The 16,869-nt window shown below is 66.2% G+C and carries 10 protein-coding genes and 3 rRNA genes; all 13 read left to right on the top strand.

The window, feature by feature from the left end:
* Window positions 1-3 precede the first annotated feature (3 nt).
* Complete coding sequence (locus tag ACZZ97_RS08255) at window positions 4-609, top strand: DNA-3-methyladenine glycosylase (protein ID WP_463472845.1); 606 nt, start codon at window positions 4-6, stop codon at window positions 607-609.
* Between the two features lie 12 nt (window positions 610-621).
* Window positions 622-1,932 (top strand): tyrosine--tRNA ligase, encoded by a 1,311-nt coding sequence (tyrS, locus tag ACZZ97_RS08250; RefSeq protein ID WP_463472844.1) that lies wholly within the window; start codon window positions 622-624, stop codon window positions 1,930-1,932.
* 716 nt (window positions 1,933-2,648) lie between these two features.
* Window positions 2,649-4,170: ribosomal RNA gene (locus ACZZ97_RS08245) — 16S ribosomal RNA — on the top strand.
* A 473-nt stretch (window positions 4,171-4,643) separates the two neighbouring features.
* Window positions 4,644-7,767: ribosomal RNA gene (locus ACZZ97_RS08240) — 23S ribosomal RNA — on the top strand.
* 224 nt (window positions 7,768-7,991) lie between these two features.
* A 5S ribosomal RNA gene (rrf, locus tag ACZZ97_RS08235) occupies window positions 7,992-8,108 on the top strand.
* Together the 16S, 23S and 5S rRNA genes form the textbook arrangement of a ribosomal RNA operon.
* Window positions 8,109-8,821: 713 nt before the next feature.
* Window positions 8,822-9,676 carry a hypothetical protein gene (locus ACZZ97_RS08230; protein ID WP_463472843.1) on the top strand — a complete coding sequence of 285 codons (855 nt, stop codon included), beginning with the start codon at window positions 8,822-8,824 and terminating at the stop codon, window positions 9,674-9,676.
* Window positions 9,669-10,673: an HAD-IIA family hydrolase gene (locus ACZZ97_RS08225; protein ID WP_463472842.1), complete on the top strand. Its 1,005-nt coding sequence runs from the start codon at window positions 9,669-9,671 to the stop codon at window positions 10,671-10,673. The genes ACZZ97_RS08230 and ACZZ97_RS08225 overlap by 8 nt, the downstream gene beginning before the upstream one ends.
* Before the next feature lies 1 nt (window position 10,674).
* Window positions 10,675-10,890, top strand: a complete 216-nt coding sequence (locus ACZZ97_RS08220) for a hypothetical protein (protein WP_463472841.1) — start codon at window positions 10,675-10,677, stop codon at window positions 10,888-10,890.
* Window positions 10,887-11,744, top strand: a complete 858-nt coding sequence (locus ACZZ97_RS08215) for a TlyA family RNA methyltransferase (RefSeq protein WP_463472840.1) — start codon at window positions 10,887-10,889, stop codon at window positions 11,742-11,744. Before ACZZ97_RS08220 ends, ACZZ97_RS08215 begins: the two co-directional genes overlap by 4 nt.
* 5 nt (window positions 11,745-11,749) lie before the next feature.
* Complete coding sequence (locus ACZZ97_RS08210; RefSeq protein WP_463473781.1) at window positions 11,750-12,673, top strand: NAD kinase; 924 nt, start codon at window positions 11,750-11,752, stop codon at window positions 12,671-12,673.
* A complete protein-coding gene (gene recN, locus ACZZ97_RS08205; protein WP_463472839.1) occupies window positions 12,670-14,379 on the top strand; it encodes a DNA repair protein RecN in 1,710 nt (569 codons plus the stop codon). The genes ACZZ97_RS08210 and recN overlap by 4 nt, the downstream gene beginning before the upstream one ends.
* A gap of 140 nt (window positions 14,380-14,519) precedes the next feature.
* A complete protein-coding gene (locus ACZZ97_RS08200; RefSeq protein WP_463472838.1) occupies window positions 14,520-16,271 on the top strand; it encodes a CTP synthase in 1,752 nt (583 codons plus the stop codon).
* 3 nt (window positions 16,272-16,274) lie between these two features.
* Window positions 16,275-16,847, top strand: coding sequence for an NUDIX domain-containing protein (locus tag ACZZ97_RS08195; protein WP_463472837.1), 573 nt, complete (start codon window positions 16,275-16,277; stop codon window positions 16,845-16,847).
* Window positions 16,848-16,869: the final 22 nt, after the last annotated feature.

Here is a 16,869-nt window from a genome sequence, read left to right as displayed (position 1 = left end):
GAGGTGACCCGGCTCCTGACGCGGCCGGCCCTCGAGGTGGGCCCGCTCCTCCTCGGCTCGGTGTTTCGGGTCGGGGAGGTGGCGGTCAGGCTCACCGAGGTCGAGGCCTACCACGGCCAGGGGCAGGATCCCGGGTCGCACGCGCACCGCGGGCCGACGCCGCGGAACGCGAGCATGTTCCGCGAGGGCGGGACCCTCTACGTGTACTTGTCGTACGGGATCCACCGCTGCGTCAACATCGTCTGCGGTCCCGAGGGGTACGCGTCCGGTCTGCTGCTCCGCGCGGGCGAGGTCGTCGAGGGGCTCGATCTCGCCCGGTCGCGTCGGGCGAGCGCCCGCAACGACGCCGAGCTGGCGAAGGGACCGGGCAGGCTCGGGTCGGCACTCGCCATCGGTCTCGACGACGACGGCAGCACCCTGGGCACCGGGCGGTTCTCCCTCGCGCTGCCGGCCGGGCCCGTCGGCGAGGTCGTCGCCGGTCCGCGCGTCGGGGTCTCCGGCCGCGCCGGGACCGACGAGTTCCCGTGGCGGTTCACGCTCGCGGGTGAGCCGTCGGTCTCGGCCTGGCGGCCCGCGGTCAGGCGCGGCGGCGGCACGTCCGCACGCTGATACCGTTCTCGGGTGAGCAGCGAAACCACGGCCGACGTCCTCGCCGGCCAGGCCAACGACCCCACGTTCGACGACGTCTGGGACGAGCTGCAGTGGCGCGGCCTGGTCCACGTCTCGACGGACGCCGAGGCGCTGAAGTCCGTGCTCGCCGGCCCGCCGATCACGTACTACTGCGGCTTCGACCCGACCGCGCCGAGCCTGCACCTCGGCAACCTCGTGCAGCTGCTGCTGATGCGCCGGCTCCAGCTGGCCGGACACCGGCCGCTCGGGCTCGTCGGCGGTTCCACCGGTCTGATCGGCGACCCGCGTCCGACGGCCGAGCGCACCCTGAAGACACCCGAGCAGACCGCCGAGTGGGTGACGCGGATCCGCGTGCACGTCGAGAAGTTCCTCGCCGCCGAGGGCGAGAACGGCCTCCGGGTCGTGAACAACCTCGACTGGACGGCGCCCCTGTCGGCGATCGAGTTCCTCCGCGACATCGGCAAGAACTTCCGGGTGGGCACCATGCTCAAGAAGGATGCGGTGAGCGCCCGCCTCAACTCGGACGCCGGCATCAGCTACACCGAGTTCAGCTACCAGATCCTGCAGGGCCTCGACTTCCGTGAGCTCTACCGCCAGCACGAGTGCGTGCTGCAGACGGGGGGCAGCGACCAGTGGGGCAACCTCACCAGCGGCACCGAGCTGATCCGTCGCACCGAGGGAGTCGCGGTGCACGCCATCGGGACCCCGCTGATCACCAACAGCGACGGCACCAAGTTCGGCAAGAGCGAGGGCAACGCCGTCTGGCTCGACCCCGAGCTGACGAGCCCCTACGCGATGTACCAGTTCTGGCTCAACACCGACGATTCCGACGTCGTCTCGCGACTGCGGGTCTTCACGTTCCTCGACCGCGCCGCGATCGAGTCGCTCGAGCGCGCCGTGGCCGACGAGCCGTTCCGGCGGGAGGCGCAGCGCACGCTCGCGTGGGAGGTCACGCGCCTGGTCCACGGCGAGGCCGCCACGCAGTCGGCGATCGACGCGGCCGCCGCCCTCTTCGGGCAGGGCGACCTCGGTGTCCTGGACGAGGACACCCTCCGCAGCGCGGTCGCCGAGCTCCCGTCCGCGGAGGCGGACTCGACCACCACGGTGGCGCAGGCACTGGTGGCCACCGGGTTGTCGACATCTCTGGGTGCCGCCCGCCGGAGCACGGGCGAAGGCGGGGTCTACCTGAACAACGTCCGCGTGGTCGACGCCGATGCTCCGGTGGGGGAGTCCACCCTGGCCGGCGGCACCGTGGTGCTCCGTCGGGGGAAGAAGACCCTGGCCGGCGTGACGGTCCGCTGACCTTCCCTGTTCCGTGACGACGAAGGCCCGCCCCTCTCAGGGGGCGGGCCTTCGTGCATGCGGTGATCGAGAGGCGCGTTTCGCGAGTCCAGTCGCGTCGCTGATCGTGCCCCTGGAGGCCGTGTGCGGCCCTCTGGCGGCCGAACGCGGTCTCGACCCTTGATTTTCCGGGGTTCGACGTTGCGACACGCCCGGGATGCGGCAGGGTTTGGACGATGTGGCTGGTGTGCCTGTAGTGTTTCCTCTTGTCACCACGGAGGTGCGGCGGAGCGAAGCTTCACCGGCCACCTGATGACATCGACCTCCAAGTCCTCGAGTTGCTGCTGGTTCTGCTAGCTGGCCTCGGACCAAGTGGGTTGCGAACACTGATCCAGATGGTGTAGCGTCATGGCTCGTCGTGAGAACGACACCGGCTCTCAGGAGTCGAAGAGCGATGGTCTTGCATCAGGAAGATCGGTGCTAAGGTTTCACAGCCGCTCCGGGCGATGGTCTCATATGAGATCGGGTCTCTGATGCGTTTGGTCCTTGAGAACTCAACAGCGTGCACATTGTCAAATGCCAAATTATACCCTGGCATTGTCGGTGGCTTCGGTCGCCGGTGGTGTTTAGGTTTCTTTGAGATTGACGGACAATCAACAATCGTCAGATTGTTTTGTTCTTTCAGTCAGCATCAAATTCAGCAGTTATCACCTTTTTCCGGTGGTTCTGTTTTTTCTTTTACGGAGAGTTTGATCCTGGCTCAGGACGAACGCTGGCGGCGTGCTTAACACATGCAAGTCGAACGATGAACTCCAGCTTGCTGGGGGGATTAGTGGCGAACGGGTGAGTAACACGTGAGTAACCTGCCCTTGACTCTGGGATAAGCGCTGGAAACGGCGTCTAATACCGGATACGAGCTTCAGCCGCATGGCTAGGAGTTGGAAAGAATTTTGGTCAAGGATGGACTCGCGGCCTATCAGCTAGTTGGTGAGGTAATGGCTCACCAAGGCGACGACGGGTAGCCGGCCTGAGAGGGTGACCGGCCACACTGGGACTGAGACACGGCCCAGACTCCTACGGGAGGCAGCAGTGGGGAATATTGCACAATGGGCGAAAGCCTGATGCAGCAACGCCGCGTGAGGGACGACGGCCTTCGGGTTGTAAACCTCTTTTAGTAGGGAAGAAGCGAAAGTGACGGTACCTGCAGAAAAAGCACCGGCTAACTACGTGCCAGCAGCCGCGGTAATACGTAGGGTGCAAGCGTTGTCCGGAATTATTGGGCGTAAAGAGCTCGTAGGCGGTTTGTCGCGTCTGCTGTGAAATCTGGGGGCTCAACCCCCAGCCTGCAGTGGGTACGGGCAGACTAGAGTGCGGTAGGGGAGATTGGAATTCCTGGTGTAGCGGTGGAATGCGCAGATATCAGGAGGAACACCGATGGCGAAGGCAGATCTCTGGGCCGTAACTGACGCTGAGGAGCGAAAGCATGGGGAGCGAACAGGATTAGATACCCTGGTAGTCCATGCCGTAAACGTTGGGAACTAGATGTGGGGACCATTCCACGGTCTCCGTGTCGCAGCTAACGCATTAAGTTCCCCGCCTGGGGAGTACGGCCGCAAGGCTAAAACTCAAAGGAATTGACGGGGGCCCGCACAAGCGGCGGAGCATGCGGATTAATTCGATGCAACGCGAAGAACCTTACCAAGGCTTGACATATACCGGAAACGGCCAGAGATGGTCGCCCCGCAAGGTCGGTATACAGGTGGTGCATGGTTGTCGTCAGCTCGTGTCGTGAGATGTTGGGTTAAGTCCCGCAACGAGCGCAACCCTCGTTCTATGTTGCCAGCACGTTATGGTGGGAACTCATAGGAGACTGCCGGGGTCAACTCGGAGGAAGGTGGGGATGACGTCAAATCATCATGCCCCTTATGTCTTGGGCTTCACGCATGCTACAATGGCCGGTACAAAGGGCTGCGATACCGTAAGGTGGAGCGAATCCCAAAAAGCCGGTCTCAGTTCGGATTGAGGTCTGCAACTCGACCTCATGAAGTCGGAGTCGCTAGTAATCGCAGATCAGCAACGCTGCGGTGAATACGTTCCCGGGCCTTGTACACACCGCCCGTCAAGTCATGAAAGTCGGTAACACCCGAAGCCAGTGGCCTAACCCCTTGTGGGATGGAGCTGTCGAAGGTGGGATCGGTGATTAGGACTAAGTCGTAACAAGGTAGCCGTGCCGGAAGGTGCGGCTGGATCACCTCCTTTCTAAGGAGCATGTACCAGCCCTGCGGTATACACAGGGATTCATCTGGTCAAGTCAGTTCCGAAGCGAATGTCTTCGGCTGGCGCTCATGGGTGGAACATTGACAATGACTTTCCGGTGAGCCGGTCAGCTTTAGTACGTCACCTTTTAGGTGTCTGGAACGGGAGGGCTGGGGAGCTGGGGGGTGTGCACGCTGTTGGGTCCTGAGGGACCAAACCGGTTGATCGAAAGGTCAACGGGTTGAGCTCCTCTGGGCCAGGAAAGTCCTGCATCAATCGCAGGGTGATTCTGGTGCCGCCCGTATTTTGAGAACTACACAGTGGACGCGAGCATCTTAGTCGCAAGCAGTTGCCGGCCTTCGGGTTGGTGAGTGGTTGTGATACTAAGTGCAATTTCTTAGACCAACCCGCCTTTTGGTGTGGTTGGCGAATGAGATAACACTGAGCTGCCAGTCTTTGGCTGGCGGCAACTTTGTGGTCAAGTTTCTAAGAGCAAACGGTGGATGCCTTGGCATCTGGAGCCGAAGAAGGACGTAGAAATCTGCGATAAGCCTCGGGGAGCTGATAATCGAGCCCTGATCCGAGGATGTCCGAATGGGGAAACCCCGCCAGGCGTTTTGACCTGGTGACTCCCGCCTGAATATATAGGGCGGGTAGAGGGAACGTGGGGAAGTGAAACATCTCAGTACCCACAGGAAGAGAAAACAACAGTGATTCCGTCAGTAGTGGCGAGCGAAATCGGAAGAGGCTAAACCGGTCATGTGTGATAGACGGCGGTCGTTGCATGGTCGGGGTTGTGGGACCCGTTGTCCTGTTCTGCCGGACAGGAGCAGTTACAGCGCAGTATAGGCGAACAGCTTTGAATGGCTGGTCATAGAGGGTGCGAACCCCGTAGCCGAAATGCTGGCGCTGGCTGAATGGGGATCCCAAGTAGCTCGGGGCCCGAGAAATCCCGTGTGAATCTGTCAGGACCACCTGATAAGCCTAAATACTCCCAGATGACCGATAGCGGACAAGTACCGTGAGGGAAAGGTGAAAAGTACCCCGGGAGGGGAGTGAAATAGTACCTGAAACCGTTTGCTTACAAACCGTTGGAGCCTCCTTGTAGGGGTGACAGCGTGCCTTTTGAAGAATGAGCCTGCGAGTTAGCGATATGTGGCGAGGTTAACCCGTGTGGGGTAGCCGTAGCGAAAGCGAGTCTTAAGAGGGCGATACAGTCGCATGTCCTAGACCCGAAGCGAAGTGATCTATCCATGGCCAGGTTGAAGCGACGGTAAGACGTCGTGGAGGACCGAACCCACTTCAGTTGAAAATGGAGGGGATGAGCTGTGGATAGGGGTGAAAGGCCAATCAAACTTCGTGATAGCTGGTTCTCTCCGAAATGCATTTAGGTGCAGCGTTGCGTGTTTCTTGCCGGAGGTAGAGCTACTGGATGGCCGATGGGGCCCAAAAGCTTACTGACGTCAGCCAAACTCCGAATGCCGGTAAGTGAGAGCGCAGCAGTGAGACAGTGGGGGATAAGCTTCATTGTCGAGAGGGAAACAACCCAGACTACCAGCTAAGGTCCCTAAGCGTGTGCTAAGTGGGAAAGGATGTGGAGTTGCAGAGACAACCAGGAGGTTGGCTTAGAAGCAGCCACCCTTGAAAGAGTGCGTAATAGCTCACTGGTCAAGTGATTCCGCGCCGACAATGTAACGGGGCTCAAGCACACCACCGAAGCTGTAGATTTCGTATTATAGACAAGCCTTCGTGGTTCAGTCGTACGGAGTGGTAGGAGAGCGTCGTGTGGCCAGTGAAGCGGCGGTGTAAACCAGCCGTGGAGGCCACACGAGTGAGAATGCAGGCATGAGTAGCGAAAGACGGGTGAGAAACCCGTCCTCCGAAAGACCAAGGGTTCCAGGGCCAGGTTAATCCGCCCTGGGTAAGTCGGGACCTAAGGCGAGGCCGACAGGCGTAGTCGATGGACAACGGGTTGATATTCCCGTACCGGCGAAGAACCGCCCAAGATAATCCAGTGGTGCTAAGAGTCCTAACCCGGCTGAGTGGATCCCTTCGGGGTGATGCCGGCCGGTCTAACGCTCGACCCCATGCTGGTGCGTTTAGCGTATTAACAGGTGTGACGCAGGAAGGTAGCTGAGCCAGGCGATGGTATCCGTAAGGTGAACCTGGTGTAAGGATGTAGGGCTGACGATAGGCAAATCCGTCGTCAATGCGCCTGAGATCCGATGCGTACCCCGATTGGGGGAAATCAGTGATCCTATGCTGCCGAGAAAAGCATCGACGCGAGGTTCAAGCCGCCCGTACCCCAAACCGACTCAGGTGGTCAGGTAGAGAATACCAAGGAGATCGAGAGAATCGTGGTTAAGGAACTCGGCAAAATGCCCCCGTAACTTCGGGAGAAGGGGGGCCGGAACCGTGATGGGATTTACTCCCGGAGCGGGAAAGGCCGCAGAGACCAGTGGGAAGCGACTGTTTACTAAAAACACAGGTCCGTGCCAAGTCGCAAGACGATGTATACGGACTGACGCCTGCCCGGTGCTGGAAGGTTAAGAGGAACGGTTAGCGCAAGCGAAGCTGAGAATTTAAGCCCCAGTAAACGGCGGTGGTAACTATAACCATCCTAAGGTAGCGAAATTCCTTGTCGGGTAAGTTCCGACCTGCACGAATGGCGTAACGACTTCCCAGCTGTCTCAACCGCGAACTCGGCGAAATTGCACTACGAGTAAAGATGCTCGTTACGCGCAGCAGGACGGAAAGACCCCGTGACCTTTACTACAGCTTGGTATTGGTGTTCGGAGTGGCTTGTGTAGGATAGGTGGGAGACTGTGAAGCTTGGACGCTAGTTCAGGTGGAGTCATTGTTGAAATACCACTCTGGTCACTTTGGATATCTAACTACGAACCGTGATCCGGTTCTGGGACAGTGCCTGGTGGGTAGTTTAACTGGGGCGGTTGCCTCCTAAAGAGTAACGGAGGCGCCCAAAGGTTCCCTCAACCTGGTTGGCAATCAGGTGTCGAGTGTAAGTGCACAAGGGAGCTTGACTGTAAGACTGACAAGTCGAGCAGGGACGAAAGTCGGGACTAGTGATCCGGCAGTGGCTTGTGGAAGCGCTGTCGCTCAACGGATAAAAGGTACCTCGGGGATAACAGGCTGATCTTGCCCAAGAGTCCATATCGACGGCATGGTTTGGCACCTCGATGTCGGCTCGTCGCATCCTGGGGCTGGAGTAGGTCCCAAGGGTTGGGCTGTTCGCCCATTAAAGCGGTACGCGAGCTGGGTTTAGAACGTCGTGAGACAGTTCGGTCCCTATCCGCTGCGCGCGTAGGAAATTTGAGAAGATCTATCCCTAGTACGAGAGGACCGGGATGGACGAACCTCTGGTGTGTCAGTTGTTCTGCCAAGAGCACCGCTGATTAGCTACGTTCGGAACGGATAACCGCTGAAAGCATCTAAGCGGGAAGCCGGCTTCGAGATGAGATTTCCATACCCTTCGGGGTGAGAGGCTCCCAGCTAGACTACTGGGTTGATAGGCCGGATGTGGAAGTGGGGACTAACGACCCATGGAGCTGACCGGTACTAATAAGCCGATAACTTGACAACACTCTTCCCCTGTAGAGGAGGAAGAAAGATTGCTTCGCGTCCACTATGTGGTTCCCGAAAGACGGTCGGCAACGACTGCTTTACGGAACACCCTGACACCACACGTCCTGTGGTGCGGGGACAACAGAACAGACAAGTCCCACCGACTGTAGTTGGTGGGCATGGTCTGAAACAGACTTCACCCTCACCCGGGGCTCATGCTTCGGGGGTTGTGTGGTAAATGTTTCGGCGGCCATAGCGAGAGGGAAACGCCCGGTCCCATTCCGAACCCGGAAGCTAAGACTCTCAGCGCCGATGGTACTGCAAGGGGGACCTTGTGGGAGAGTAGGACACCGCCGGACTCCTTTTACAGAAGAGCCCCTCCACTGGAGGGGCTCTTCTTGTTAACCCGACCGTCGGCACGGATAGGTGGCTCGCCGTGAGCCCATCCGTTGGTAGTCTCGTACCTCGGCCGCGGCGGGCACCTCTCGTCTTGGCCGATCGACTTCCGGGGCATGAGCCCCCACAACACAACAGCTGCCTGCACGACAGAACGAGGAGCATCTCCGTGAGCGACCGCGACGACGACCGACCCGACCGACCCCGACGAGATGCGTCCTCCGGACGTGACGGCGGTGCACGGGGGGAGCGGCCGTCGGGTCGTCCGTCGAACGGGGATCGCGGGGCCCGGAGCGATGGGCCCCAGCGCGGTGAGCGTCCTGCGTACGGGGACCGCGCCTCCTCGGGTCGGCCTCAGGACGGAGGAGACCGTCGAGGCGGTCCCACGTCTGGCGGTCGTGCTGGCTCGACCGGCGGTCGTCCCTCGACCGGTTCCGGTCGTCCCTCGAGTGGTGGGCGTCCGTCCAACGGTGGGGGCGGTCGATCGTCGGCGGGTGGTGGACGTCCCTCCACCGGTGGACGTCCTTCGAGCGGTTACCAGGGGAACCGTGAGACGCCTGAGGACCGCGATCCCTACGGCCTGAAGTCGGTCCGGCCGGCCCAGGAGGTCGCTCACGTCCCCGACGACGTCGAGCCCCGTGACCTGGACAAGGTCGCCCGCGGCGAGCTGAAGACGTTGAGCAAGGAGAACGCGGACTGGGTGGCCAAGCACCTCGTCATGGCGGGCCGCCTGATCGAGGAGGAGCCGGAGGAGGCGCACAAGCACGCGCTCTCGGCCGGTCGCCGTGCGGGTCGCATCGGCGTCGTCCGCGAGACGATCGCGATCACGGCGTACACGGTCGGGGACTACGCGCTGACGCTCCGCGAGCTGCGGACGTACCGGCGCATCACCGGTCGTGACGACCAGTTGCCGTTGATGGTGGACAGCGAGCGCGGGCTGGGCCGTCCCGAGCGCGCGCTCGAGCTGGGGCGCTCGGTCGACGTCTCCACCCTCGCGCCGGCCGTGCGGGTCTCGCTGGCCATCGCGATGAGCGGTGCTCGCCTCGACCTCGGGCAGCCCGACGCGGCGCTCGGCGAGCTCGAGATCCCGCAGCTCGACCGCCGGCGTGCGTTCGAGTACAGCCCGGCGTTGTTCGACGCCTACGCCACCGTCCTCGAGGACCTCGGTCGCGAACGCGACGCCGAGGAGTGGCGCACGCTGGCCGAGCGGGCCGACGCGGCGCTCGAGGCTCACCACGGCGACGACGACCGCGAGACCGTCGAGGTCGTCGAGGAGGAGCTCGAGCTCGACGAGTCGTGGGACGCCGAGGACGAGTCCGTGCCGCTCGAGGAGCCTGCGGCCGACGACGAGCCCGAGACAGGCGAGGCATCTGCTGCGGAGGAGGAGCCCGCGTCCGAGGAGGAGCCCGCGTCCGAGGAGGAGCCCGCGTCCGAGGAGGAGCCCGCTTCCGATGAGGAGCTTGCTCCCGGTGAGGAGCCCGCTTCCGACGACGCGCTCGACACGGACGCGGAGACCGAGCACCGTGGCTGACGGCCCCGCGCCCCTCGACGGCGTCGACACCGTCCTCGCTGACCTCGACGGGGTCGTGTACCGAGGGTCCGTCGCGATCGACCACGCCGTCGAGAGCCTCACCGCGGCCGCGGAGACGCACCGGGTCGGCTACATCACGAACAACGCCTCGCGCACCGCGGCCACGGTGGCCGCGCAGCTGAGCGGCTACGGGCTGCAGGTGACCGCGGACGACGTCGTGACCTCCCCGCAGGCGGCCGTGCGCCTCCTCGTCGACGCGGTGCCGGCCGGCTCGACCGTCCTCGTCGTCGGCGGCGACGGCCTCACCTCAGTGCTCGAGGGCGAGGGGTTCCGGGTCACGCGGTCGGCGGACGACCAGCCCGCTGCGGTCGTCCAGGGCTTCAGCCCCGAGGTGGGCTGGGCCGACCTGGCTGAGGCTTCGTTCGCCCTCGCGGCGGACATCCCGTGGATCGCCACGAACACCGACTGGACCATCCCGCAGGAGCGAGGCACGGCGCCCGGCAACGGCACGCTCGTGAGCGCCGTGCACACCGCGGTCGGGCGACTGCCCGTGACCGCGGGCAAGCCCGAGACGCCGATCTTCACCGCGGCCGTCGAGCGCTTCGGCGCCACGACCGCGATGTTCATCGGCGACCGGCTCGACACCGACATCCTCGGGGCGCGCCGGGCCGGGCTCGTCTCCGTCCTCGTGCTGACCGGCATCGACGGTGCGAAGCAGGTGCTCGCGGCCGAGAGGGGATCCCGGCCCGACTTCATCGTGGGCGACCTGCGCGAGCTGAGCCAGCCGTACCCGGAGATCGTCGAGCACGACGAGGACGACGTGCACGTGGTCACCGTGCGCGGCGCCCGCGTCGCCGTGCGGGCCGGAGTCGTCCGGGTCCTCTCGGCCGGTGACGACCCCGTCGACCTGCTGCGCGCGGGGGCGCACGCCGTCTGGGGCACCGGACGGGCGATCTACGGCCTCGACATCGACCCTGCCCTGCACCCCGGTGAGTAGGGTGGACGACACCATGCAGCAGGAGCCGGGAACCGTCGACACGACGTCCGACGAGGAGGCGACGGCCGATCTGGCAGGACGCCTCCGGACGATCGAGGCCCTCCCTCTCGACCAGCGTGCCGTCGCGTTCGCCGCCGTGCACGACGATCTGCGGGTCGCGCTCGAGGGCACGGACCAGGGCACCGGCGACGCCGACGACAGCCCGGGTGGTCGATGACCGTCCGCATCGAGGAGCCGGAGGAGAGCGGTTCGTCTGCCGAGCAGGCGGAGCGGTCCGGTCAGCGTCTCGACGCGGCGCTCGCGTCGCGGGGGCTGGCTCGCTCCCGCACGCACGCCGCCCGCCTCCTCGCCGACGGCCTCGTCACGGTGAACGGATCGGGCGTCGTCAAGGCGTCGACCCGCGTGGTCGAGTCGGACACCGTCGAGGTCGCCGGCCTCGACCACTACGTGAGCCGGGCTGCGCACAAGCTCCTCGCGGCGCTCGACGCCTTCGACGTCGACCCCCGCGGTCGCACCGCCCTCGACGTGGGCGCGTCCACCGGCGGCTTCACGCAGGTGCTGCTGGAGCGGGGCGCGGAGCACGTGATCGCGCTCGACGTCGGTCACGGCCAGCTGTCGCCGTCGGTCCGCAGCGACCAGCGCGTCACGGTGGTCGAGGGCGTGAACGCGCGCTACCTCGAGGCCGACCAGCTGGGGGGCCTCAGCGACCGCGCCTCCTCGATCGACCTCGTCGTCGCCGACCTGTCGTTCATCTCGCTCACGATGGTGCTGCCCGCGCTGGTCGCCAGCGTGCCTGTGGAGAGCGACTTCGTCCTGCTCGTGAAGCCGCAGTTCGAGGTGGGGCGGCAGGGCATCCGAGAGGGCGTCGTGCACGACGCCCGCCTGCGGAACGAGGCCGTCACCGGAGTCCTCTGGGCGGCCCACGACCTGGGCCTCGGCACGGCGGGGATCATCCCCTCACCGATCGTCGGGACGGCGGGCAACAAGGAGTACGTCGTGCGGTTCTCGGCTCGTCACGGGTCGAATCCGACAGAATGGCTCGGCAGGTCCGAGAGCACGACGGGAGCGTGAGACAGATCGACACGACGGCACGGCACATCCTCGTCGTCTCCCACACCGGGCGACGCGACTCGCTCGACGCGGCCCTCGAGGTCTGCGGCCTCCTCGTCGCCGCCGGGGTCGTGCCCGTCCTCTCGCGCGACGAGTGGGACGACATCAAGACGGCGGCCCCCGACATCGAGCCGGTCGACATCCTCGGTGAGGACGTCGCGCTCGACACGCTCGAGTGCGTCATCGTCCTGGGCGGCGACGGCACCATCCTCCGGGCCGCCGAGCTCGTCCGCGGCACGCGGGCGCCGATCGTCGGGGTGAACCTCGGCCACGTCGGGTTCCTGGCCGAGAGCGAGCGTGACGAGATGGCCTACGCCGTGTCGCGCGTCGTCGCGCGCGACTACGACGTCGAGGAGCGCTTCGCCCTCGACGTGCGTGTCGTCGAGGGCTCCGAGGTCGTCTGGCGCACCTGGGCGATGAACGAGGCGACCGTCGAGAAGGCGTCGCGCGAGCGGATGCTCGAGGTCGTCATCGAGGTGGACGGGCGCCCCCTCTCGTCGTTCGGCTGCGACGGGGTCGTCATGTCGACGCCCACCGGGTCGACCGCCTACTCGTTCTCCGCCGGCGGGCCCGTCGTCTGGCCCGAGGTGCAGGCGCTGCTCCTCGTGCCGCTGAGCGCGCACGCCCTCTTCGCCCGTCCGCTGGTCGTCGGCCCCGACTCGACGCTCGCCGTCGAGGTGATGAGCCGCACCGACGGCCGCGGCATCCTCTGGTGCGACGGACGTCGTGAGCACGACCTGCCGCCCGGCGCACGCGTCGAGTGCACCCGCTCGGACCAGCCCGTGCTGCTGGCGCGCCTGCGACAGGGGCCGTTCACCGACCGCCTCGTCGCCAAGTTCAAGCTCCCCGTGACCGGCTGGCGCGGCCCCGACCAGGGAGACGCGTCGTGATCGAGGAGATCGCGATCCGCGACCTCGGCGTCATCGGCCGCGCGACCCTGCCCCTCGGGCCGGGCTTCACCGCGGTCACCGGCGAGACCGGCGCCGGCAAGACCATGGTCGTCACCGCGCTCGGCCTGCTGCTCGGCCAGCGCGCCGAGAGCGGCATCGTCCGCTCGGGCAGCGCCCAGGCGGTCGTCGACGGCCGGTGGGTCGTCCCGGCCGACGGTGCCGTCGTCGAGCGCGCCCGCGACGCCGGGGGAGACGTCGACGACGGCGAGCTCTTCCTCAGCCGTGTCGTCTCGGCCGAGGGCCGCAGCCGGGCCGTCGTGGGCGGTCGATCCGCCCCGATAGGCGTGCTGGGCGACCTCGCCGACCACCTCGTGGTCGTGCACGGGCAGTCCGAGCAGATCCGCCTCAAGTCGGCGCAGGCGCAGCGGGCGGCGGTGGACGCCCACGGAGGTGCGCCCCTGGCCGCGGCCGCCGCCTCCTACCGGGCCGCCTTCGAGGCCTGGACGGCCGCCCGTGACGAGCTCGCCGAGATCACCCGCGACCGCGACGAGCGGCGTGCCGAGGCCGACGCGCTGCGCGCCGCCATCGACGAGATCGAGGCGGCGGCTCCCGTGGCCGGCGAGCTCGACGAGCTGGACGCGACGGCCGACCGGCTCAGCAACTCCGAAGACCTCCGGCTCGCCGCCGGCCTCGCCCACGAGATCCTCTCCACCGACGCCGTCGACGGCACCCGCGACGTCATCTCGCTCGTCGAGGAGGCGCGTCGGCAGGTCGAGCGCGTCGCACCGCACGACCCCGCGCTCGCGCCGATCGCCGACCTGCTGGCCGAGGTCAGCGTGCAGGTGTCCGAGTCCTCGTCACGGCTGTCGAGCTACCTCGGCGGCCTCGACGCGGACGCGGCGGGCGACCTCGAGGCGGTCCAGACCCGTCGCGCCGAGCTGTCGTCGCTGCTGCGCAAGCACGGTCCGGGCCTCGACGACGTGCTGCGGCTGCTCGACGAGGGCAGCAGGCGCCTGGTCGAGCTCGACGGCGACGACGACCGGCTCGCCTCTCTCGACGACGAGGTGGCGCAGTTCCGGGCCGAGGCCGAGACCAGGGCCGGGGCCCTCAGCGACCTGCGCCGCGCCTCCGGCGCCGACCTGTCCGAGCGCGTCAGCGCCGAGCTGTCCGCGCTCGCCATGGCCGGTGCCGAGATCGTCGTCGAGGTCACGCCGCGCGACGAGCTCGGCAGCACCGGTGCCGACGTCGTGTCGCTGCTGCTGCGCCCGCACCCGGGCAGCGAGCCCCGGCCTCTCGGCAAGGGCGCCTCGGGAGGCGAGCTCTCGCGCGTCATGCTCGCCCTCGAGGTCGTCATGGCCGGGTCGAGCGACGTGCCGACCTTCGTCTTCGACGAGGTCGACGCCGGCGTCGGCGGGTCGGCCGCGATCGAGATCGGTCGCCGGCTCGCCGCGCTGTCCGAGCGAGCCCAGGTCATCGTCGTGACCCACCTCGCCCAGGTCGCCGCGTTCGCGACGAACCACCTCCGCGTCGTGAAGGACGCGTCGGGTGAGGTCACCGCGAGCAGCGTGCAGCAGCTCGACGGCGACGAGCGGGTCGCCGAGATGGCCCGGCTGCTCTCGGGGCTGCCCGACAGCGCGAGCGGACTCGATCACGCCCGCGAGCTGCTCGAGCTCGCGGCGACCGGCCGCGCCGTCACACACTCGTAACAGGCAGCGGTGGCTGACCGGCCCCGCGTGACATAGGATGGAATCCCGTGGTGAACGTTGAGAACTCGGGCCTTGATTCCTCCTCGATCGACGGAGGTGGGTCTTCGGAGTCTCCTTCTGCGGGTCGCAGCAACTCCGACGTGACGAAGCACATCTTCGTCACCGGCGGCGTCGTCTCGTCGCTCGGCAAGGGCCTGACGGCCGCCAGCCTCGGCAACCTGCTCACGGCACGCGGTCTGCGCGTGGTCATGCAGAAGCTCGACCCCTACCTCAACGTCGACCCGGGCACGATGAACCCGTTCCAGCACGGCGAGGTGTTCGTCACCGACGACGGGGCCGAGACCGACCTCGACATCGGCCACTACGAGCGGTTCCTCGACATCGACCTCGATCAGGCCGCCAACGTGACGACGGGCCAGGTCTACTCGACCGTCATCGCGAAGGAGCGGCGCGGCGAGTACCTCGGCGACACCGTCCAGGTCATCCCGCACATCACCGACGAGATCAAGCGGCGCATGCGCCAGCAGGCCGAGGGCGACGTGGCCCCCGACGTGATCATCACCGAGGTCGGCGGCACCGTCGGCGACATCGAGAGCCAGCCGTTCATCGAGTCGGCTCGTCAGGTCCGCCACGAGCTCGGGCGGAACAACGTCTTCTTCGTGCACGTCTCGCTCGTGCCCTACATGGGTGCCTCGGGCGAGCAGAAGACGAAGCCGACCCAGCACTCGGTCGCGGCGCTCCGCTCGATCGGCATCCAGCCCGACGCCCTCGTGCTCCGCAGCGACCGCCCCGTGAGCGAGGCGAACAAGCGCAAGATCGCCCTGATGTGCGACGTCGACGAAGATGCGGTCGTCAACGCGAAGGACGTCGCGAGCATCTACGACATCCCCTCGATGCTCAACGAGCAGGGCCTCGACTCGTACATCATCCGCCACCTCGGCCTGGCCGAGAAGGCGGGCGAGGTCGACTGGTCCGGCTGGCAGACCGTGCTCGACGCGGTGCACCAGCCGAAGCACGAGGTCACCATCGGCCTCGTCGGCAAGTACATCGACCTGCCCGACGCCTACCTGTCGGTCACCGAGGCCCTCCGTGCCGGCGCCTTCGCGCACCAGGCCAAGGCGAAGCTCGTCTGGATCCCGTCGGACGACTGCGAGACGCCCGAGGGCGCCGCGGCCGCGTTGTCGCAGGTGGACGGCATCTGCGTCCCCGGGGGCTTCGGCATCCGCGGCATCGAGGGCAAGCTCGGGGCCCTGAAGTTCGCCCGCGAGAACGGCATCCCGACGCTCGGCCTCTGCCTCGGCCTGCAGTGCATGGTGATCGAGTACGCACGCGACAAGGCAGGCCTGGCCGGCGCCTCCTCGTCCGAGTTCGACCCCGATACCGAGTTCCCGGTCATCGCGACGATGGCCGAGCAGGTCGACATCATCGCCGACGGCGACCTGGGCGGCACCATGCGCCTCGGCCTGTACCCGGCAGCCCTGCAGCCCGGCTCGCTCGCGGCCGAGCTGTACGGCTCCGAGCTGGTCGACGAGCGCCACCGCCACCGCTACGAGGTCTCGAACCAGTACCGCCAGCAGATCGCCGACGCCGGCCTCGTGTTCTCGGGCACCTCGCCCGACGGCACCCTCGTCGAGTACGTCGAGCTCGACCGCGCTGAGCACCCGTTCTACATCGGCACCCAGGCGCACCCCGAGCTGCGGTCGCGCCCGAACCGCGCGCACCCGCTGTTCAGCGGCCTCGTCGGGGCCTCGCTCGAGCGTCAGAACTCGAGCCGCCTGTTCGCCGACGAGGACGCGAGCGACGACGCGGGCGAGACCCGTGCCGACGCGGTCGCCGCGGCCGTGGACCCGACCGACGGCGCGGCCGAGGCCGCAGCTCCCGGGCGGTCCTGAGCCGTGGCCGACTCCGAGCTGCTGCGGGACGAGCCCGCCGTCCCGACCGTCACCTCCTCCGAGACGGTGTTCGAGGGTGCCGTCTGGAACGTCGTCCGCGACGTCGTCGACTACAACGGCTCGCCGATGACGCGCGAGTACGTCGCGCACACCGGTGCCGTGGCGGTGCTCGCGGTCGACGAGCACGACCGCGTGCTGGTGATCAAGCAGTACCGGCACCCGATCCGCACCCGCGACTGGGAGCTGCCCGCCGGCCTGCTCGACGCCGAGGGCGAGTCGAAACTCGACGCGGCCAAGCGCGAGCTGGCCGAGGAGGCCGACCTCCAGGCGACCGACTGGGACGAGCTCGTCTCGTTCCACACGAGCCCCGGCGGCAACGACGAGCTCGTCACCGTCTACCGGGTGACCGGCGTCAGCGCGACCGACTCGGCGTTCGACCGCACCGACGAGGAGGCCGACATCGAGAAGCGCTGGGTCGCCCTCGACGAGATCGTCGACGGCGTGCTGGCGGGGCGCCTGCACAACTCCATCCTCAGCATCGCGGCCCTGGCCGCGACCGTCGCCGCCCGCCGCTGACGACGCGGCGGCGGTCGGGACG

Source organism: Frigoribacterium sp. AC512, assembly GCF_979258295.1.
Note: the sequence above shows the minus strand (reverse complement) of the source record. Positions and strands in the feature narration are given on the sequence as shown.

Coding starts and splice junctions, on each gene's coding strand:
- ACZZ97_RS08215 (WP_463472840.1), top strand. CDS start 10,887: ATGACCGTCCGCATCGAGGAGCCGGAGGAGAGCGGTTCGTCTGCCGAG.